The organism is Burkholderia sp. AU33545 (genome assembly GCF_020419685.1).
Classification (GTDB): Bacteria; Pseudomonadota; Gammaproteobacteria; order Burkholderiales; family Burkholderiaceae; genus Burkholderia; species Burkholderia diffusa.
The window spans coordinates 498,328-518,573 of the sequence record NZ_JAIZRQ010000007.1; the positions used below are offsets into that span (position 1 = coordinate 498,328).

Here is a 20,246-nt window from a genome sequence, read left to right on the forward strand (position 1 = left end):
GGTTGCGGCCGCGATGGCCGTCGATCGTGCGAAATGGCAGAATTCGTCGTAACACGCCGATTGATGCCAAACCCGGGCCTCCGGAGAATGGGTGCTGTCTTCAATGGAGGTCGATCATGACTGTGAACGTCGCCGGCATCACCGTTCCCGATAGCCAACTCGCTCGCGAGATCACCGAACTCGTACGGGATACCGAGTCCGAGTTGCTGTTTCACCATTCCAGCCGCGTCTACTACTTCGCCGCGCTTGCGGGGCAGCACCGTGGGCTCCGCTACGATCCCGAACTGCTCTATTGCGGCTGCATGTTTCATGACATGGGGCTCACGCATCGGCACAGCAGCGCGTGCGAACGATTCGAAGTGGACGGCGCCAATGCCGCCCGCGATTTTCTGAAGAGCAAGGGCATTTCGCAGCAGGACATCGAGGTCGTATGGGCTGCGATCGCGCTGCACACTACGCCAGGCATTCCGAAGCATATGCATCCGGTCGTCGCGCTCGTCACCGCAGGGGTCGAGATGGACGTGCTGGGCCTCGCATATCCGGAGTACAGCGACGTCGAACGAGATGCCGTCGTCCGCGCACATCCGCGCACGCCGCATTTCAAGGAAGACATCATCCAGGCGTTCTACGACGGCATCCGGCACAAGCCGGACACGACGTTCGGCAACGTGAAGGCCGATGTGCTGGCCGACAAGGATCCGCATTTCCATGCAGGAAATTTCTGCAGCGTGATCCGATCGTCGGCATGGGGCGGCTGATCGGCATCGGCGCCGGGCAGGGCGTGGGGGGGAGGGCGCCATGGGCCGCGCACGTCGCGCCTGCCGATCACTATTCCTTAGAAAAGTTGTTACGTGACAACCACATGACGTCGATGCAGGCCTTCATATCCTGAATTTCACCGCCTTGGCTTCCGCAGGGAATCGTCGATTCGCGCCATTCGGGCAACGGGTAATGGGGCTGGAATCGGGTGCCGAAAGCCCGATCCGACGCCCGGTGAACCCCTGACGACAAGAATCCGCCCGCCTTCGGCAAAACGCCTATAATGATTGGGCAAATTGCCGGAGAAGAATCATGAGCACGATCGCGTTTCACCCTTCGGGCGTCGCGCACCCGCGCCAGGCCGAATTCACGATACTCGAGCAACTGCTCGCGATTCGCGTGCGCTCGGGCGCCGATCTCGCCGAGCTGGCGAGCGCGCGCGTCGACGTCGCGGTAATCGATCGCCTGTCGGAGCGCGGCCTGAAGTCGGATGAACTCGCCTTCATCATCCCGCGGCGCACGTTGAGCCATCGTCGCCAGGCGCACGAGCGCCTGTCGCCGGAGGAATCCGACAAGGCGATCCGGCTTGCACGCATCGTCGCGCAAGCGACGGCCACGTTCGGCGACCAGGACAAGGCAATGGCGTGGCTGCGCACCGGGCTCCAGCGCTTCGGCGGCCGCACCTCGCTCGACATGTCGAGCACCGAGCACGGCGCCCGACTCGTCGAAGAGGCGCTCACGCAGATCGACGAGGGGTATTTCGCTTGACGACGCTGTGGCGCATCAGCAATTACGCCGATCTGAAAGGCATCGGCGGCTTGCGGGCCGGCGGGCGCTGGCATTTTGCCGGGCAGCCCGTCGTCTATCTCGCCGAGCATCCGGCGCTCGCGCTGCTCGAGACGCTCGTCCACTTCGAAATGGCCACCGTTGCGCAATTGCCGAGCGCATACCAGTTGCTGCGTGTCGAGGTGTCCGAATCGGTGGACGTTGCCGAGATCGCGGAAGGCGATGCGCCGGCCGACTGGCGGGAGAACGTCGACTGGACCCGCAGCGCCGGCACCGAGTGGCTGCACACGCAGCCGAGCGCACTGCTGCGCGTACCGAGCGTCGTCGTGCCGCACGCGCACAACTTCCTGTTGAATCCGCTGCACCCGGCCGCATCCGACGTCCGCGTCGCGGAAGTCATGCAGTCGCCGTACGACAGCCGGATTCTGCGGCTGGTCCAGTCGAACAAGAGCGAATAGGGCGCGTCGCGCACGACGAGCCGCAGGAACATGTCGTTCATTGCGTCGCCGCAGCGTGCCGCGGGAAACGGTAGCGCCGCCGCAGGCGCACCCGCCGAGATCGACCGCCATCCCACCAGCAGCCCTTTACGCAGGAAGCGAACGTGCGGCGCAGGCCGCGGTATGGCAAATCGCCGACGCGTCGTCATGACGTGCACAATGCTGCGACAGTCAACGCGCTGACCCTCGGATTACATTTTCGTAATCGAGCTGTCCCGCTGGTCGGCGAAGCCTTTCGCCCGCCGGTTTACCGGTAACATCGCCGCATATTCCAACCGAATGCGATGGAGCCGAGCATGCGCATCCTGATAGTCGAAGACGAACCGAAGACGGCCGCGTACTTGAAGAAAGGGCTCGAGGAATCCGGCTTCAGCATCGATCTCGCAAAGGACGGCGCGGAAGGGCTGATGCTCGCGCAGGAAGAGAACTACGACGTGATCGTGCTCGACGTGATGCTGCCCGTGCTCGACGGGTGGGGCGTGCTCAAGCGCCTGCGCGATACCCATACCACGCCGGTGCTGTTCCTGACCGCGCGCGACGATGTGCAGGACCGCGTGCACGGTCTCGAACTGGGCGCCGACGATTACCTCGTGAAGCCGTTCGCATTCGTCGAACTGCTCGCGCGCATCCGCACGCTTGCTCGCCGCGGCCCACCACGCGAGACCGAGCGCATTGTGGTCGGCGACCTGGAAATCGACGTCGTACGCCGCCGCGTGAAGCGCGGCACGGTGCGGATCGACCTGACGCCACGCGAGTTCTCGCTGCTGCAGTTGCTCGCGCGTCGACAAGGCGAAGTGCTGAGCCGCACGCAGATCGCGTCGTATGTCTGGGACATGAACTTCGATAGCGACACCAACGTCGTCGAAGTCGCCATCCGGCGACTGCGCGCGAAGATCGACGATGCGTTTCCGGTCAAGCTGATCCACACGGTGCGCGGCGTAGGCTACGTGCTCGAACCGAAGGACGGTGCATGACGCTCGGTCGATCGCTTGGCGCGACGCTCGCGCTCGCGTTCGGCGCGACGATGCTCGCGGTCTTCGCGCTCGTCGGCACGTACGTGTATACCGGCCTCGACCGGCAAGTGAAGACGCAGGACGATCTGGACATCGTGCTTGCCGCACGGCACACGCGCCGGCTCGCGGGTGAACTCGATTCGCTCGACGCCGTGCGCGCGCACGCGGACCGGCTGACGAGCCAGGTGCTCGGGAACGCGGCACTCTCGATGGCCGTGGTCGACGATCGGGGCAATGTGCTCGCGCGGCACAACGTCAGGCGGACCGAGCGCGAGGATCTGCCCCCGCCTGCGTCGGGCATGGCGTCGCCCGTACCGCCTGCGTTGCCCGATGCCGAACTGTTTCCGCCCCACGCGACGCCGGTGCCGGCGGCCGAACGGATCACCGTCGACCGCATCGCGACATGGCGCGCCGGCGGCGGCACGCCCGTGCGCGGTGTCCTGACCGGCGCAATGCTGCGCGACGGTACGCAGATCCGCATCGCGATCGCGCGCGACATGAGCGATCGCGCCGAACTGCTCGACGGCTATCGCGACAAGCTGAAGCTCGCCGGCGGGCTGGGCGCGCTGTGCGCAATGCTGCTCAGCTACTGGCTGATCCGCACGGCGCTCGCACCGCTGCGCGAGATCGTCGCGAACACCGGCCGGATCACCGTCGACAAGCTCGACGCGCGGCTCGACGCCGCGCGTGCGCCGCGCGAACTGCGTGCGCTCGTCGATGCGCAGAACGCGATGCTCGGCCGCCTGCAGCAAGCTTTCGGACATTTGTCACAATTCAGCGCCGATCTCGCGCACGACCTGCGCACGCCGCTGAACAACATGCGCGGCGCGACCGAAGTGGCACTTGCGCGGCCGCGTTCGCCCGGCGAATACCAGGCGCTGCTCGAATCGAATCTCGAGGAATACGACCGTCTCGCACGCATGATCGAGAACGTGCTGTTTCTCGCGCGCGCCGAACACCCTACCTTCGTGACGCGGCAGCGCGCGTTTGACGTGCATGACGAGTTGACGCGCATCGCCGAATACTTCGAAGGGCTCGCCGATGAAGCGGGTTCGACGCTGCGCGTCGAAGGGCACGGCCAGCTGACAGCCGATGTCGAACTGTTTCGCCGCGCGGTCGGCAACCTGCTCGCGAATGCGCTGCGCTATACGCCTGCGGGCGGCGTCATTGCGCTGAGCGTCGACGAAACGGCGGACACGGTACGCGTCGTCGTCGAGAATCCGGGCGAGCCGATCGATCCCGCGCTGCTGCCGCGCATCTTCGACCGATTCGTGCGCGGCGACCCCGCGCGCAGCGGCGGCGTGCCGGGCGGCACGGCCGGTCTCGGGCTCGCGATCGTGCGCTCGGTGATGGAGCTGCACGGCGGCACCGCGCGCGTCGAAAGCGACGCGGCGGGCACGCGGTTCATCCTCATCTTCGTCAGGAACCCTGCGTCTTGATCGTCGTGCCCGATCCGGCGGCGCGAGCGGCGATATCCGCGCCCGCGTGCCAGCCGCCGCCCAGCGCCTTCAGCAATCCGACCGACGCTTCCATCCGGCGCGCGGCGATCTCGTCGGCCTGGCGCCGATTTGTCAGCGCGATCGTCTGCGCGGTCACCACGTCCAGATAGCTGACGGCGCCGGCATTGAAGCGATTCGTCGTCAGCCGCAGCGACAGGTCGGCCGCGTCGGTCGCGCGCTGCTGACTGGCGGCCTCGGCCGCGAGCGCATCGAGCGCGGACAATTGATCCTCCACCTGCTGGAATGCGCCCAGCACGGTCTGCCGATAGTCGGCGACCTCGCCATCGTACTGCGCGTGCGCGCCGCGCAGCGTCGCGCTGCGCCGGCCGCCGTCGAACAGCGTGCCGACGAGTTGCGGGCCGAGCGACCAGAACAGGCTTGGCGCGGTCAGCCACGGCGCGAAGAACCCGCTTTCGAGCCCCGCGCTCGCCGACAGCACGAGATCGGGGAAGAACGCGGCGCGCGCTTCGCCGATCTGCGCGTTCGCGGCCGCGACGCGGCGCTCGGCAGCTGCGATGTCCGGCCGTCGTTCGAGCAGTTGCGACGGCACGCCGGCCGGAACGGCAGGCACGTCGAACGCTTGAACGCGCGCCGGCAATGCGAACGTCGATGCGTTTTCGCCGACGAGCGTTGCGATCGCATGCTGGAGCTGCGCACGCGACGCGTCGATGTCGGTATCCTGCGTGCGCGTCGCTTCGAGTTGCGTTTCGGCTTGTGCGACGGCGGACGCATCGATCGCGCCGGCTGCGAACTGCTGTTGCAGCAGCTTCAGCGCATCCGCATAGGCCCGCACCGTGTCGTCGAGCAGCTGCTTTTGCGTGTCGAGCGAACGCAGCGCGAAATAGTCGGTCGCGAGTTCGGCCGTGACCGACAGTTTGACGGCTTGCAGATCGGCCGCACTTGCGTCCGCATTCGCCTGCGCACCTGCCACCGCATCGCGCACGCGGCCGAACACGTCGGGTTCCCAGCTTGCCGCCACGCCGACCTGATGGTCGGGTGTCGTCTTGCCGGCGAGCGACGAACCCAGCTTGTTCCGCGATATGCGTGAACGGCTTTGCGCCACGCCCGCCGTGACTGTCGGCAGAAACCCCGCATGCTGGTAGTCGACCGTCGCGCGCGCTTGCTCGAGGTCGGCAACGGCTTTCTTGACGGTCTGGTTCGACACGTCGACGCGCGCTTCGAGCGCGTCCAGATCCGCGTCGTTGAACACCGTCCACCACGCGCCGCGCGACGCGGCATCGGCCGGCGCCGCGATTTGCCAGCCCGGTTGCGCGGCCGGCGCGCCGGCATAGTGCGTGGGCACCGCGACGGTCGGCGGCGAATAGGGCGGCAGCGTCGAGCAAGCGGCCAACGCGGTGACAACGCCGAGCGCGACGACGCGGCGGGCGAACGGGAGTGGGTGAGGAAGGCGCATGGCGGGAATCTCACAGGTAGGCATGGCGGGTCAGGTGCGGGCGTTCGAGGTACGCGCAACCGGCGCGGAGGCGGGCATGGACGTCGCCGCGCGTGGCGCTGACGGCACACCGCTTGCCGTGGCCGGTTGCGCTGCCGGCGAAGCGGCCGGCACCGCGCTGTGCTCGACCGACACGATCTTCACGGTTTCGCCGCTTGCGATCGAATCGCCCGGGTTGTCGATCACGCGATCGGTCGCGCCGAGCCCGGCGACGATCTCGACATGCGTGCCGAAATCGCGTCCGATCTGCACGGTCTTCAGCGCCGTGCGTCCATTCGCGTCGACCGTTGCAACCGTCACGCCGTTCGGCCGGTACAGCAGTGCACTGACCGGCAGCTCGAACGCCGGCGCCGCGCTCGGCACGAGCAGGTGCGCCTGCGCATACGCGCCGGGCAGCAACGCGCCATCGCGATTGTCGACGTCGATCTCGACGCGCAGCGTGCGCGTGACCGGGTCGATCGCGCCCGCGCTGCGGGCGACGTGCGCGGCGAAGCGCCGCCCCGGATACTGCTGCGTGGTCAGGTAGACGGCCGTGCCGGTGGAGATGCCGGCCGCGCTGTCCTGCGGCACGTCGACGAACACGCGCAGCGTGTCGGTCTGCTCCAGATGGAACAGTTCGCCCGACAGTCCGGGGCTGCCCGGCGTGCCGCCCGCCGTCACGAGCGTGCCGACGTCGACGTTGCGCGCGGTAATCACGCCGTCGAATGGCGCGCTCACCGATTCGAACGATACGAGTTCGTTCAGATGGGCGGTATTGGCCTGCGCGGATGAGAGCATCGCGCGCTTCGCGTTCATGTCGGCCACCTTCGTGTCGGTGTCCTGCTGCGACACCGATTGCGTCTTCAGCATGTCCTGCCAGCGCTGCGCGGTCGATTTCGCATAGTCGTAGTTCGCTTGCGCGGTCGCCGCGTCCGCGCGTGCCTGGCGCAGCTGCGCGTCGAGGTCGGGCGCGGTGATCTGCGCGAGCGTTTGCCCGGCCTTCACATGCGTGCCGATGTCCGCGCTCCAGTGGGCGATGTAGCCGCTGGTACGCGCGTAGATCGACGCTTCCGCATACGGCGTCACGGCACCCGGCAGCGTGAGCGTCTGGTCGGCCGGCGCGGCGCCGGGCTGGATCACGGTCACCGGCAGCGCCTGCTGCGCCGCCACCTGGTGGCGCTGCGCGGCGCGCGCGGCGATGCGCGGCACGATGCCGATCGCGAGCAGCGTGGCGGCGACGGCAATCGCGGCAAGCGGGACGGCCAGCTTGCGGCCGCGCCGGGACGGCGGCGTTTCTGGCGTTGCGCCGCGCGTGGCAGGCGGCATCGTTGCCAGTTCGGCAACCGGCGGCGGGGTCAGCGGTTCGGTCGTGTCGTTCATGATGAGTTCGATGTCGGGCGAGTCGTAGGGAATCGGGATGCGTTCTTGATCAGCGCACCACCGGCATGTCCTGCACGCGGCGGGCGGCGGCGGCTTCGCGGCGTCGGTCGAGCCACGCGTGGATGAAGCCGAACAGCACGGGTACGAACAGCAGTGTCGACAGCGTGCCGAACGCCAGCCCGCCGATCACCGCGCGGCCAAGCGGGGCATTTTGTTCGCCGCCGTCGCCGAGGCCGAGCGCCATCGGCAGCATGCCGATCAGCATCGCGAGCGCGGTCATCACGACCGGACGGAAGCGGCTGAATCCGGCCTCGAGCGCGGCCTGCCACGGTGGTGCGCCGCTTGCGATCAGCTCGCGCGCCGCGTTGACGACGAGGATGCTGTTCGCGGTCGCGATGCCGATGCACAGGATCGTGCCGGTCAGCGCGGGCACCGACAGCGTGGTGCGCGTGACGAACAGCATCCACGCGATGCCCGCCAGCGACGCGGGCAGGCCGCCAACGATCACGAGCGGGTCGAGCCACGACTGGAAGTTGACGACCATCAGCAAGTAGACGAGCGCGATCGCGATCGCGAGGCCGCCGAGCAGTCCGGTAAACGATTCGTGCATCGCCTGCACCTGGCCGCGCAGCACGATCGACGAACCGGGCGGCAGTTGGGCGCGCGCATCGTCGACGAGCTTCGTCACGTCGGCCGTGACGCCGCCCAGATCGCGTCCCTGCACCGACGCGAAGATGTCGAGCACGGGCTGCACGTTGTAGTGCGACACCACGGCCTGCTGCGTCGCGCGGGAGAACGCACCCATTGCGCCGAGCAGGTTCTGTGCGGGCGCGCCTGCGGCCGGACCGCCGGCGGGCGTCTGCGGCGGGCGCGCGGTACCCGCAGGCAGCGGTATGTTCGCCAGCGCCTGCAGCGAATCGACCGAATACTGCGGCGCCTGCACGATCAACGGGTAGCTGACGCCGTTGCGCGGATCGAGCCAGAAGTTCGGCGTCGTCTGCGAACTGCCCGACAGCGCGATCAGCAAGTTCTGCGCGACGTCGCGTTGTTCGAGGCCGGCCTGAATCGCCTTCGTGCGGTCCACGTCGACGTTGATCGCCGGCTCGTCGCCCGGCTGCTGGATGCGCGTATCGACGAGGCCGCGCACGCCGCGCAGCTTCGCAAGCAGCGCGTTCGCCACCGCGCGGTTCTGGTCCAGCTTGTTGCCGACGATCTGGATGTCGACCGGCGCGGGCAGTCCGAAATTGAGAATCTGGCTGACGATGTCGGCCGGCAGGAATGCGAACGTTACGCCCGGGAACGATTGGGCCAGCAGGTTGCGCAGCTTCGCGACATACGCCGCCGTCGGCGCATGGTTCGGCTTCAGCGTGATGTTCACGTCCGCATCTTCGGTGCCGATCGGGTCGGACGAGTCGTACGTGAGGTTGATCCCGCTCACCGGCACGCCGATGTTGTCGAGCATGCCGGCCAGCTGGTTCGCCGGAATCACGGTACGGATGCGCGCTTCGACTTCGTCGGTGAGGCGCGCGGTTTCCTCGATCCGCGTGCCGGTCGGTGCGCGCAGATGCAGACGGATCTCGCCCGTGTCGACCGACGGGAAGAAGTCCTGGCCGGCGAATGCGAACAGGCCGGTCGATGCGGCGCACGCAAGAAGAAACGCGGCCGCGAAACGGCGGCGATTCGAGATTGCTGCCGACAGCAGCGCGCGATAGCGCAGCCGGACCGCCTCGAAGCGACGTTCGAACGCGGCCTGGAATCGTGCGATGCGCGCGAATATGCCACGCGGCGGGCGGCCTTGTCCCTTTGCGCGCATCAGGACCATGGCGAGCGTCGGCACCAGCGTACGCGAGAAGAAATACGACGCGACCATCGCGAAGATTACCGCTTCGGCCAACGGCACGAACAGGTAGCGCGCGACGCCCGTGAGCATGAACATCGGCACGAACACGATGCAGATCGACAGCGTCGATACGAAGGTCGGCACGGCAATTTCGCCCGAGCCGGTCAGAATGGCGTCTTCCAGCGGCGCGCCGCGTTCGAGATGGTGCGCGATGTTCTCGATCGCGACGGTCGCGTCGTCGACGAGTATCCCGACCGCGAGCGCGAGCCCACCGAGCGTCATGATGTTGATGGTCTGACCGAGCGCGCCCAGCGCGAGCAGCGATGTGAGCACGGCGAGCGGAATCGATACGGCGATGATCAACGTCGCGCGCCAGCTGCCGAGGAACAACAGGATCATCAGCGCGGTCAGGCAGGCGGCGATCAGCGCTTCGCGCACGACGCCCTGCACCGCCGACTTCACGAACACCGACTGATCGCCGAGCGCGGAGATGTGCAGCGCTTTCGGCATGCCGGCCGCGATCTTCGGCAGCATCGCCTTGACCTGGTCGATGATCGTCAGTGTCGACGCGCTGCCGGTCTTCTCGACGGTCAGCAGCGCCGCGCGCTTGCCGTCGACGCGCACGATGTTGGTCTGCGGTGCGTAGCCGTCGCGAACGTGCGCGACGTCGTGCACATAGACCACGTTGCCGTCGATCGTCTTGACGGGCAGGTTGTTCAGCGCGGCGACCGTCTGTGTGCTGCCGTTCATCTGCACGTTGTACTCGCGCGTGCCGATCTTCGCGGTGCCGCCCGGCAGGATCAGGTTCTGCGCGTTGATCGCGTTCACCACGTCGATCGGCGCGAGCCCCTTCGCCTGCAGCGCGCGCGTGTCGAGATCGACGACGATCTGGCGAATCTTGCCGCCGAACGGCAGCGGTACCGCCGCGCCTTGCACCGTCGCGAGCTGCGTGCGGATGAAGCTGTTGCCGAGGTCGTACAGTTGCTGTTCGGCAAGCGTGTTGCTCGACAGTCCGAGCTGCAGGATCGGCACCGTCGACGCGTTGTACGTGATGATGTTCGGCGGCAGCGTGCCGGGCGGCAGGATCCGCAGGATCGACGCGGAATTGCTCGCGGCTTCCGCGATCGCGCGATTGATGTCCGCGCCAGGGTGGAAGAAGATCTTCACGACCGACACCCCGTTCAGCGACTGCGATTCGATGTGCTCGATGTCGTCGACGTCCGACGTCAGTGCGCGCTCGTAGTTGGACGTGATTCGCTTGGCCATGTCCTCGGCGGAAAAGCCGTTGTATGACCAGACGATGCTGACGACCGGAATGTCGATGTTCGGGAAGATGTCGGTCGGCATGCGCAGGATCGCGAGCGGCCCCGCGATGAAGATCAGCAGTGCGAGTACGACGAATGTATAGGGCCTGCGCAACGCCAGCCGGACGATCCACATGATTTTTTTCCTCGAAGCAGGGCATGGGTGCCGCATTCGATGCGGTGAGCATGCAGTCTGCTGGCGCGGCGTTGACCCGTTGCTGACCTGAACATTACGAAACCGTTATCCGTGCGTGGGCGACGGATTTCAAAGTTGTCATCTGCCGGTCAGCGTGGGGTGCGGGTCGATCGCCAGAATGGACGTGTCAGGCGGCGAATCGCGATTGCGGTCACGCCGGCGGCGCATCGACGATGCGTCTTCATTGAACCGTTCTCGGGAGTTTCATCATGAATCGCAAACTGATCGCAGCCGCGCTGCTCGCCGTCGTCGTCGGAACGCCGGTCGCCGCCTTCGCACAAACTTCGTCGTCCGGCGTGACCCGTGCCGAGGTAATCGCCGATCTCGTTCAGGCACAACGCGACGGCACCGTGCCCACGTCGAACTCCGACTATCCGCCGAGCGCGGCGACGGTCGCACGCAACCGCGAGCTCTACGCGATCGCGCACGGTGACCAGCGCACCGGCATGGCCGCCGCGGCAACGACCGTATCGACCGCGAGCGCGCAATGAAGCAGGGGAACGCGACGAAGCTCCGTTCCCGGATGGTGGTCGCCGCGCTGCTCGCGGCGACGGCCATGCCGGCCTTTGCGCGCGGGCAGCCGGAATTGCCGAGCGACGACGGCGGCCGTGCGAGTGTGCTGCGCGAGCTCGATCCGACGCAGGCGTCGGATGATGCGCGATCGCGCACGGCATTCGCCTCCTCGCATGGCGGCGGCAATGCACACGGGACTGCCGCGACCTGGCGGGTCCGAGCCTCGTCGAGCCCACAGGGGTGATCCGGGGTGCCGCCTCGAGATCCTTTTCACGCACGTACGTCGAAGTCGGCGCGACAGTGAGCGGCGACGGTGTAACCCTGTCGCGCGTCGGCCATCACTCAGGCGATCGGCTGGTTCGCATCGCCAGTTTCGCCCACCGTGTCTGAAGTCCCGATACCGAATCCGTACGCACGGCCACGCATGCGGAGCCCGCATGCCGGCCCGGACGATGGTGTCAAAAAGGTGTCGTGCGGATTGGCACGGGAGACCGGCGGGGTAACCGCCGGCGTCGTCAAGCAAGCCTTTGGGATGCCTGCAGGAATGGTCGCTTTCCCTGCTAGCCGGTGCGTTGTGCCCGGCGCACCGAAGCATGCGATCGGACGGCGCCAATCACGAGCCGGTTCCGATGATTGTCAAACAGTGTGAGTCAATCGTCAGCATTTGCAACGGAAGTAACAGTCCCCGCAATTCGACGGTTTTGGGCGGCGGCGCCGCTACATTAGCTCCACCTGCCGCACGTCGCGGTGAGGCATGCGACCAGCCGCGGAACGCGGCCCGCAGCAACAACGTCTTTGGGGAGAATGACCATGAACAAGATTCGCACGATTCTGCTTGGCGCCGCGCTGACGGCAATCGCATCGGCGGCTTTCGCACAAACGGCCCAGACGGGCGCTGAGGGTTCCGCCGGCGTTGGCGCCCAAGTCCAGACGCCGCTGCTCGGCGGCGGCGTGGGCGTGCAGGCAGGTGCCGGCGCGAATGCCGCGGGCTCGGGTTCGGGCGCAGGCAACGTCGTCGGCGGTGCGCTGAACGGCGTGGGCAAGACGGTTGGCGGCGTCGGCTCGGCGGCCGGTAACGCTGTCGGTGGCGCGACGCAGGCAGTCGGCTCGGCCGCCGGTTCGGCGAAGGACGCGGCGGTATCGGCCACGCACGCGGCGAAGTCGCACGTGAAGCACGTCGCGAGCTCGGCGAAGAACCATGCGCAAGGCGCGGTGTCGACGGCGGGCGATGTCGCCGGCGGCGCGAAGGCGAAGGCTGGCGAAGCGCTCGAAGGCGCGGCGAACTCGGTGCAGGGCGGCGCATCGGTCGGCTTGAAGGGTTCGGCGTCGGCGCAAGGCGGCGCGCTGTAAGCAACCTGCGTCCCGCACAGGCCCGGCCCGCTTCGATGCGGGCCGGGCTTTTTTTATTGATGCGCCGTGCATCGTGACAGGAAGCGTGTGCCGCGGACCGAAACACGCGGTCCGTATACTCTCTGCCCATTGCCTGCACGCCATGCTTAAATAGTGGGGCTCCCGGTCACCGGGGCTCCCGGCATGGTCCGGTAACATGCCGAGGCATCACGAATTCGAAGCACGGCGAGACGGCGAACGCCGGTGTGATCGGCGTCGCATTGTTTGCGCGGAAGGAAAGCGCCGAGGAAGCGCTGCGTCGCAACGCGACTCCGCCCCGAACAACGACAACGGCTTTGCACTGCCGCCCGTGACGCGCGGCGAGTGACGCCGACGAACTTCGCCGTCGTCGGGATGCTGGGCCGTGGTCTGCGCGGTGCCCGCTTTCAGGTACCATCCCGACCCGCTGGCGGCGGGCGGCCGTGCCCGGCGTTCGATCGCGCACGATGCCGGTCGACATCGCCCCTTCGTCATGAAACAGAGGAATCTTCGTGAAGTTCATCCACGCGGCAGACATTCACCTTGACAGTCCGTTGCACGGCCTGAGCGCGTATCCCGACGCGCCGGCCGCGCAGTTGCGCAACGCGTCGCGCGAGGCGCTGCGGCAGCTCGTGGATCGTGCGATCGAAGAGGAAATTGCGTTCCTCGTGATCGCCGGCGACTTGTACGACGGCGACTGGAAGGACCACAACACCGGCATTTTCTTCGGCCAGCAAATGGGCCGCCTGCGCAAGGCCGGGATTCGCGCATTCGTGCTCGGCGGCAATCACGATGCCGAAAGCGAGATGACGAAGAAGCTCACGTTGCCCGACAACGTCACCGTGTTCGGCCACCGCAAGCCGGAAACCCACCGGCTACCGGAATTCGACGTTGCGTTGCACGGGCAGAGCTTCAAGGACAAGGCTGTCGTCGACAATCTCGCGATCGGCTATCCGGACCCGGTGCCGGGTTACTACAACATCGGCGTGCTGCACACCGCGCTCGAAGGCTATGCGGCGCATGCGAACTATGCGCCGTGCTCGCTGGCGGAACTGCACGCGAAGGGCTACGACTACTGGGCGCTCGGCCACGTGCACGAGTTCCAGCAATGGTCGGGGCCGTCGACCGTCGTGTTTCCCGGCAACCTGCAGGGTCGCCATATCCGCGAGACGGGCCGCCGCGGCGCGGTGCTCGTGACGATCGAGCAGGGGCGCACGCACATCGAACGTCTGTATCTCGACGTATTGCGCTGGGAAGCCGTGTCGGTCGACGCGTCCGACTGCCTCACGGTCGCCGACTTGTCGAGAAAGATCGGCCAGTCGCTGGAGGCGCTGCTGAACGTCGATGGCCATGTGCCGCGCGCGGTGCGCGTGACGGTCACGGGGCGTACGCCCGCGCACGGCCTCTTTTTCGGGCGCGCCCCGCAACTGCGCGCGGAGGTGCTGAACCAGATCGGCATCATCGGCAACGAACGGCTGTGGCTGGAGAAGGTTCGGCTCGCGACATCCGCGCCCGAGCAACCGCAGGGCGAGAGCGAGCAACTCGAGGCGCTGGAGGATCTCAAGCAGATCCTGGCCGATGCCGCGCACGATCCGGATTTCCTCGCGCTGCTTGAGCGCGACCTGAAGCCGTTCATCGGCAAGGTGCGCAGCGACGTGAAGGAGGAGGTGCCGCTGCTGACGATAGCGCGCGCCGGCGAACTCACGGCGCTGGTCGAGCAGGTCGGGCCCGCGTTGCTCGCGCGGCTGGCGAGGGGGGAATAAGCGATGCGCATCAGCCAGCTCGATCTGATCAAATACGGCAAGTTCACCGACGAGACGCTGCGCTTTCCGTCGGCCGGCCAGGATTTCCACGTGATCGTGGGGCCGAACGAGGCCGGCAAGTCGACGATCCGAACGGCCGTGTCGGAACTGCTGTTCGGGATGAAGCTGCAGACGCCGCTCGACTTCCTGCATGCGACGCCCGAACTCCGGCTCGGCGGCGTGCTGGAGAGCGGCACGGGCGCGCTCGCATTTCATCGCGCCCGCGGGCGCAGCCCGCTGCGCACACCCGCCGACGACAAGCTGCCGGACGACTATCTGAACGCCATCGTCGACGGCGCGACGCGCGAATTCTTCGAGCAGATGTTCGGGCTCGACCACGGTCGGCTCGTCGACGGCGGCCGGAGCATACTCGATGCCTCCGACAAACTCGGCCAGGTGCTGTTCGAATCGGCGGCGGGCGTCGGCACGCTCGGGCCTGTGCGCGAGGAGCTCGACGCGCGAGCGGGCGAGCTGTGGGCGCCGCGACGCAGCGGCAGCGCATTCGCGCAGGCCGAGGCATTGTTCAACGAAGCAGTCGGCGAACTGAAGGCAGTCCAGGTGCGCACGCGCGACTGGGTCGATCGCAAGGAAGCGCGCGATGCGGTCGAGCAGGAGATCGAACAGGCGCGCGCGGAGCAGCGCCAGCTTGAAGCGCTGCGCTCGAAGCTCGAGCGCGTGCGGCGGCTGGCGCCGTACCTGAAGGAATTGACGATCACGGAAGCGGCGCTTGCCGAACTGGGCGCCGTCGTCGAATTGCCGCCGACCGCGTACGCAGACCTGCTGAAAGCGCAAGGCGATCTCGCGGCCGAACAGAAGGTGCTCGAGGAGCGCCGCGCGGACCTGCTCGCGAAACGGCAGGCGCGCGACGCGATCGATCCGGATGCCGACGCGCTGGCTCTCGAAGGCGACATCGAAGCACTCGACCGGTTGCGCGGCGCCTGCATGAATCACGCACAGGATCTGCTGTTGCTCGGCGCGGACGTCGAGCGGCATCTGTCCGCTGCCGGTTCCGCCGCGGCTCAGCTCGGCTGGCCGACCGACGAGGCGTCACTGCGCGCGGCACTGCCGAGCGCGCTGTCGCTGAAGACGGTCGCGAACCTGTTGCGCGATCACGGCGCGCTGCATCAGGCGCTGGCCGGCGCGCGCGAATCGCTCGACGAACGCACGCAGGAACTCGCGCAGGCGCAGGAACAACTGGCGCGTCTGTCGACGGTCGATGTGCCGGAAGTGCTTCGAGCGGCGCTTGCCGACGCGCAGGGCTTTCGCAGCAGCGGCCAGCGCGAACAGGCGCTCGAACGCGACATTGCCGCCGCAGAGCGCGCGCTCGCCGATGCGCTCGATGCGCTCGGCCAGTGGCGCAAGCCGGTCGACGCGCTGCGGGTGCTCGATGTGCCGTCGGCGGCGCGGCTCGGCGCGCTGCTCAACGAAGCAAGCGAGCGCGCGAGCGCGGCGGCTGCCGCACGCGATGCGCGGGACGGCGCGCAGGAGGAACTCGAGCGGCTCGAATTGCAGGAGAAGCATTTCGCCGAGACTCACAAGGTCGTCACGACCGCCGAGGTGCTGGCGGCGCGCGCACGCCGCGACGATGCGTGGGGCGATATCCGCAGCGGCGCGGTCGATCTCGCAACGGGTGCGCCGGCCGTCGACGATGCGATACGCCTCGCCGACGAACTGGTCGATGCGCAGCTCGGTGCCACGCAAGCGGCGGCGACGTTGCAATCGCTGCGTCAGCAGGTCGAGTCCGCCCGCGCGGTATTGACGCGCCGGCAGGCGGCAGTCGACGAGCGCGAGCGCGAGCTGGCCGCGCACCGCGACGCATGGTCCGACCTCGCGACGACGGCCGGCGTGCCGGGCATGCCGCTGGCAGCGATGAGCGACTGGCTCGCGAAGCGCGACGTGGTGTTTGCCGCGCAACTCGAGCTTGACCGCCAGCGCCGCGAATTCGAGGCGATCCGCGAAGTACGGGCCGGCGCGGAGGCTACGTTGCGTACGGCGCTGCGCCTGGTTTCGCGCGGCAGCGACGCCGACGGGCTGGCGGCGCTCATCGCGATCGCCGAGACGTTCGTGCAATCGGCTGAAAAGACGCTCGCGCAGAAGGACAGCCTGGAGGACCGCGCGCGCGAAGCCGAACGCGGCTGCGCGACGGCCCGTTCACGCGCCGGCCAGGCCCAGGCGGCCTACGATGCGTGGCAAGCGCAATGGCGCGATGCGCTCGCCGACGCGAAGCTGTCAGCGAATGCGGTGACGCTGGCCGCAGCGGAAGGGGCGCTCGGGCTCGCGAATGCGGTGACGGCCGAACTGGCCGGCGCCGATGCGCCGCGCAACCGGATGGCCGCGATCCGTGCTGAGCTGGCCGCGCTCGAGGCCGGCGCACGGCGGCTCGCTGATGCGCTGGAGCCAGCATGGCAGGCGAGCGGCGACTGGCTGGACGTTGCGCGCCGGTTGACGATGCGCGTGGCGGCCGCACGGGAAACCGCGCGCGCGATCGATCGTGCCGACGAGGCGGTGCGGCAGGCCGACGGCAAGGTCGCCGATGCGGCCGCCGCGGTGGCGGGTGCGGATGCACGCATTCAGCCGTTGCTGCAACTGGCCGGCGTTGCGTCGATCGATGCGGCGCTGCCGCTGGCCGAGCGATCGGATCGGCAGCGCCAGCTTCGGCAGGCTGTCGATGCCGCGAAGGAGGCGCTGGTGCGCGATGGCGACGGGTTGTCCCAGGCGGCCGTCGAGGCCGAGGTCGCGGAACAGGACATCGCAGACGTGCCCGCGCATCTCGAAGCAGTGAAGCAGTCGCTCGGCGACGTCGGCAGCCGCCTGAATACGCTCGCGCAGCAACAGGTCGTCGCCCAGCAGGCATTCGGTGCGATCGACGGCCAGGCGAACGCAGCCGTGGCAGAGGCGAAGCGGCAGGAAGCGCTCGCCGCAATGGGCGATGCGGCTGAACAGTATCTGGAAGCAGCGACGGCGAGCCGTCTGCTGAAGTGGGCGACCGATCGCTATCGCGACCAGAAGCAGGGGCCGATGCTGCGCCGGGCGGGCGAGATTTTCGCGGGGCTCACGCTCGGCGAATTTTCGCGGTTGACCGTCGACACCGAACGGACGCCGCCCGCGCTGTACGCGCGGCGCACGAAGGGCACGTCGGTCGAGGTGGCCGGCCTGAGCGAAGGCACGCGCGACCAGTTGTTCTTCGCGCTGCGGATCGCGGCGCTCGAACTGCAGCTCGCCAGCCGGACCGCTCTGCCGTTCGTTGCCGACGATCTGTTCATCAACTTCGACGATGCGCGTGCGAAGGCGGGGCTCGAGGCGCTGCGCGATCTGTCGACGCGAACCCAGGTGCTGTTCCTGACGCACCACGATCACCTGCTGCCGCTCGTGCGGGACGTGTTCGGCGCGCAGGTCAACGTGGTCGCGCTGCAGCGCGAGGTAGTCGGCGCATGACACGGGGCGGCCCGATGGTCCCGATACTTGGGAATGGTCATCGCGTGCAGGTAGTATGTGCGGTTCCGAAACGGACGTGACCGGTTCTGCCGGCCGCAGTCCGGCCATACGAGGGATCAATATGAACAAGCTGGTAGCTGCCATCGCATTCGCGGCGGACAAGCATCGCAATCAGCGGCGCAAGGATGATGAGGCATCGCCGTACATCAACCATCCGATCGCGCTGGCCGATGTGCTGGCCAACGAAGCCGGCATCGAGGACGAGCGCGTGATCGTCGCGGCCGTGTTGCACGACACGATCGAGGATACGGAGACAACCGAGCAGGAACTGCTGCGGCTGTTCGGCAAGGACGTCGCGGACATCGTGATGGAAGTCACCGACGACAAGTCGTTGCCGAAGGACGAGCGCAAGCGCCTTCAGGTCGAGCATGCGGCGAACATCAGCCGGCGCGCGAAGCTCGTGAAGCTGGCCGACAAGATCTGCAACCTGCGCGACATCACGCGGCATCCGCCCGCGGACTGGCCGCTCGAGCGCAAGCAGGCGTACTTCGACTGGGCGAAGTCGGTCGTCGACCGGATGCGCGGCGTGCATCCCGGCCTGGAAGGAATCTTCGATGCCGCGTACGACGCGCGGCCGGCGGACTGACGCGCAGCCATGCAGGCGGCCCGATCCCGATCCGTCGCGTGGTCATCGCCTGCGGTGGCGGGCGTCGACGTCGGCGGCGACAAGAAGCAATGCGATCTCGTGATCCTGCGCGGCTCGACGATCGTCTGCCGCGAGGCGCGGATCGCGCCCGAAGCGCTGCCTGCGCTGTGTATCGAGCATGACGTGGTGGCCGTCGGCGTCGATGCGCCGAGCCTGTGGTGGACGGGAAGCGGACGCCGCGCGGCCGAGCAGGCGCTCGCGCTTGAACGGATCTCGTGTTTCCCGACGCCATCGCGCGAGCAGGCCGTGGCCAGCACGTCGGGCTTCTTCGACTGGATGTTCATGGGAGAGCGCGTCTACCGTGCGCTGGCCGACGCCTATTCGCTGCTGACCGACGCACGCTATGCCGGCGGGCGCGTGAGCTTCGAGACTTATCCGTACGCGATTACCTGCGCGATGCTTGGCAAGGCGATCGCGTCGGCGAAGCAGAAACGCAACCAGCGCAGGCAATTGCTGACCAAACTCGGGATCGACGTGTCGACACTGCGATCGGTCGACGCGCGGGACGCGACGTTGTGCGCATTGACCGCGCAATACGTGATCGACGGAAATGCGCACGCGTATGGCGATGCGGCGGGCGGGTACATCCGTGTGCCGATCGTCGGCGAGACGATCGTGCTCGAAACGCTCTAGTCACTCACGGGCCGCGGTTGGCTGTTACCCGTGAATCCGTGACGGCAAGGAGAGCTTTTGCGGGGGACGTATCTGATCGTCGACGTCAAGGTGCCGAGCAGTGACAGCCGGTCGGCATGTGCGAAGCCGGTGGCATGCGCAACCTGTTTAGTCGATGCGCCGTGCGCCTCCCGGCCGTGCTGCTCAGTCTTCGAGAATGGACTTCGGCACGCTGGAGAGATCGCAGGCAGCCGCGTGCTCGAAATAGCCTTGCGCATCGTCGATCATCACGACCGCGACGTCGATCAGCTCGTCGAGTCGCTGCAGCAGCGATTCGCGCCACTCGATGTCCTCATCGCGCTCGGGCGTCTTGTCGAGCTGCTCGATGATCGAGTCGGCCGTTTGCAGGAACGGGATCGCCTGTTGATAGTTTTCGATCGAGACCATCGCTGCGTTGCGCGCGCCGACGAGTCGTTCACGATGCTCATCCGCCAATTCGGACACGCCGCTGATGCGCGGCAGGACATCCGAGATGCGTTGCAGTAGCGGTGGGACCTGTTCTTCGAGCATGACGGCGCGCTCGCGCAGCGCGGCGTATTCATCACGGAGATTGGCGTCGCCGGATTGAGTGGTGCTGTCCATCGTCGGTATGAGAGGGTTGGTCGATCGCGGCATGATACTCGACGGCGTGCGCCTCCTTTGTTTGATCCGCAGCCGAGTGACCGGCGTGAGGCAAATGCGGTCGTGCTCGAACAGCGGATGTTGTCGCCCCACCGGTATAGGAGTTAAGAAGGACTCGCCCTGAATCTGTCGCGGACTCTCCGCGCTGAGGTAATGTGGAGCGCCCCACCCCCAAAGCCCCCGTGCGCGGCAGCGCACGGGGGCTTTTTCAAAATATTTTCACAAAGGGGGTTGCGCAGACCGGGGCGGGTGCATAGAATCACGCCTCTTTCGCGCTAACGGAAACGCGGCGCGGAGGAAGAAGGGAAGCGGTGCGATGGAGGGTCGGTTGTCGAGCCCCGGCGCACATGAAGTTGAACCCAGTCGTCGCAACGAAGCAGTTCAAAAAGTTGTTGACTGACTGAAAAAGACGGTTCATAATCT

16 protein-coding genes are annotated in these 20,246 nt (G+C 67.2%); 12 read left to right on the forward strand and 4 right to left on the reverse strand.

All coding sequences use genetic code 11. The features are described from left to right. Positions 1–116 precede the first annotated feature (116 nt). From LGM71_RS25075 to LGM71_RS25095, 5 genes are all read left to right on the forward strand, one after another. The gene (locus LGM71_RS25075) at positions 117–758 is read left to right on the forward strand and encodes an HD domain-containing protein (protein WP_226117003.1); all 642 of its coding nucleotides are present in this window, start codon (positions 117–119) and stop codon (positions 756–758) included. Between the two features lie 313 nt (positions 759–1,071). Next, positions 1,072–1,527 (forward strand): antitoxin Xre/MbcA/ParS toxin-binding domain-containing protein, encoded by a 456-nt coding sequence (locus LGM71_RS25080; RefSeq protein ID WP_226117004.1) that lies wholly within the window; start codon positions 1,072–1,074, stop codon positions 1,525–1,527. After that, on the forward strand, positions 1,524–2,003 hold the full coding sequence (locus tag LGM71_RS25085) for an RES family NAD+ phosphorylase (protein WP_124629253.1): 480 nt from the start codon (positions 1,524–1,526) through the stop codon (positions 2,001–2,003). The genes LGM71_RS25080 and LGM71_RS25085 overlap by 4 nt, the downstream gene beginning before the upstream one ends. A 335-nt stretch (positions 2,004–2,338) precedes the next feature. Further along, on the forward strand, positions 2,339–3,016 hold the full coding sequence (locus tag LGM71_RS25090) for a heavy metal response regulator transcription factor (RefSeq protein WP_006759651.1): 678 nt from the start codon (positions 2,339–2,341) through the stop codon (positions 3,014–3,016). Beyond that, positions 3,013–4,494: a heavy metal sensor histidine kinase gene (locus tag LGM71_RS25095; RefSeq protein ID WP_226117006.1), complete on the forward strand. Its 1,482-nt coding sequence runs from the start codon at positions 3,013–3,015 to the stop codon at positions 4,492–4,494. The genes LGM71_RS25090 and LGM71_RS25095 overlap by 4 nt, the downstream gene beginning before the upstream one ends. Here LGM71_RS25095 and LGM71_RS25100 read toward each other — a convergent pair. Genes LGM71_RS25100 through LGM71_RS25110 form a run of 3 tightly spaced genes read right to left on the reverse strand, consistent with a single transcriptional unit; the run spans position 4,475 to position 10,646 of the window. Next, positions 4,475–5,968, reverse strand: a complete 1,494-nt coding sequence (locus LGM71_RS25100; RefSeq protein WP_226117008.1) for an efflux transporter outer membrane subunit — start codon at positions 5,966–5,968, stop codon at positions 4,475–4,477. The genes LGM71_RS25095 and LGM71_RS25100 overlap by 20 nt on opposite strands. 30 nt (positions 5,969–5,998) lie before the next feature. Then, a complete protein-coding gene (locus LGM71_RS25105) occupies positions 5,999–7,366 on the reverse strand; it encodes an efflux RND transporter periplasmic adaptor subunit (RefSeq protein WP_226117010.1) in 1,368 nt (455 codons plus the stop codon). Between the two features lie 49 nt (positions 7,367–7,415). Then, positions 7,416–10,646, reverse strand: a complete 3,231-nt coding sequence (locus tag LGM71_RS25110; RefSeq protein WP_226117012.1) for an efflux RND transporter permease subunit — start codon at positions 10,644–10,646, stop codon at positions 7,416–7,418. A 269-nt stretch (positions 10,647–10,915) separates the two neighbouring features. Between LGM71_RS25110 and LGM71_RS25115 the strand changes: the two genes are divergently transcribed. The 7 genes from LGM71_RS25115 to LGM71_RS25145 all read left to right on the forward strand — a co-directional run bounded on the left by LGM71_RS25115 (position 10,916) and on the right by LGM71_RS25145 (position 19,163). Further along, complete coding sequence (locus LGM71_RS25115) at positions 10,916–11,197, forward strand: DUF4148 domain-containing protein (protein ID WP_059600819.1); 282 nt, start codon at positions 10,916–10,918, stop codon at positions 11,195–11,197. Next, positions 11,194–11,463 carry a hypothetical protein gene (locus tag LGM71_RS25120; protein ID WP_226117013.1) on the forward strand — a complete coding sequence of 90 codons (270 nt, stop codon included), beginning with the start codon at positions 11,194–11,196 and terminating at the stop codon, positions 11,461–11,463. The genes LGM71_RS25115 and LGM71_RS25120 overlap by 4 nt, the downstream gene beginning before the upstream one ends. A 566-nt stretch (positions 11,464–12,029) precedes the next feature. After that, positions 12,030–12,569, forward strand: a complete 540-nt coding sequence (locus tag LGM71_RS25125) for a hypothetical protein (RefSeq protein ID WP_124629238.1) — start codon at positions 12,030–12,032, stop codon at positions 12,567–12,569. Between the two features lie 530 nt (positions 12,570–13,099). After that, entirely contained in the window at positions 13,100–14,350 is a 1,251-nt protein-coding gene (locus LGM71_RS25130) for a metallophosphoesterase family protein (protein WP_226117014.1), read from the forward strand. Between the two features lie 3 nt (positions 14,351–14,353). After that, positions 14,354–17,824 carry an ATP-binding protein gene (locus LGM71_RS25135; RefSeq protein WP_226117015.1) on the forward strand — a complete coding sequence of 1,157 codons (3,471 nt, stop codon included), beginning with the start codon at positions 14,354–14,356 and terminating at the stop codon, positions 17,822–17,824. Positions 17,825–17,945: 121 nt separating this feature from the next. Next, a complete protein-coding gene (locus LGM71_RS25140) occupies positions 17,946–18,470 on the forward strand; it encodes an HD domain-containing protein (protein ID WP_059600831.1) in 525 nt (174 codons plus the stop codon). A gap of 9 nt (positions 18,471–18,479) precedes the next feature. Beyond that, a complete protein-coding gene (locus LGM71_RS25145; protein WP_226117016.1) occupies positions 18,480–19,163 on the forward strand; it encodes a DUF429 domain-containing protein in 684 nt (227 codons plus the stop codon). A 183-nt stretch (positions 19,164–19,346) separates the two neighbouring features. Here the strand turns inward: LGM71_RS25145 and LGM71_RS25150 are convergent, their stop codons facing one another. Next, the gene (locus LGM71_RS25150; RefSeq protein ID WP_260436564.1) at positions 19,347–19,784 is read right to left on the reverse strand and encodes an ATPase; all 438 of its coding nucleotides are present in this window, start codon (positions 19,782–19,784) and stop codon (positions 19,347–19,349) included. Between the last annotated feature and the right edge of the window lie 462 nt (positions 19,785–20,246).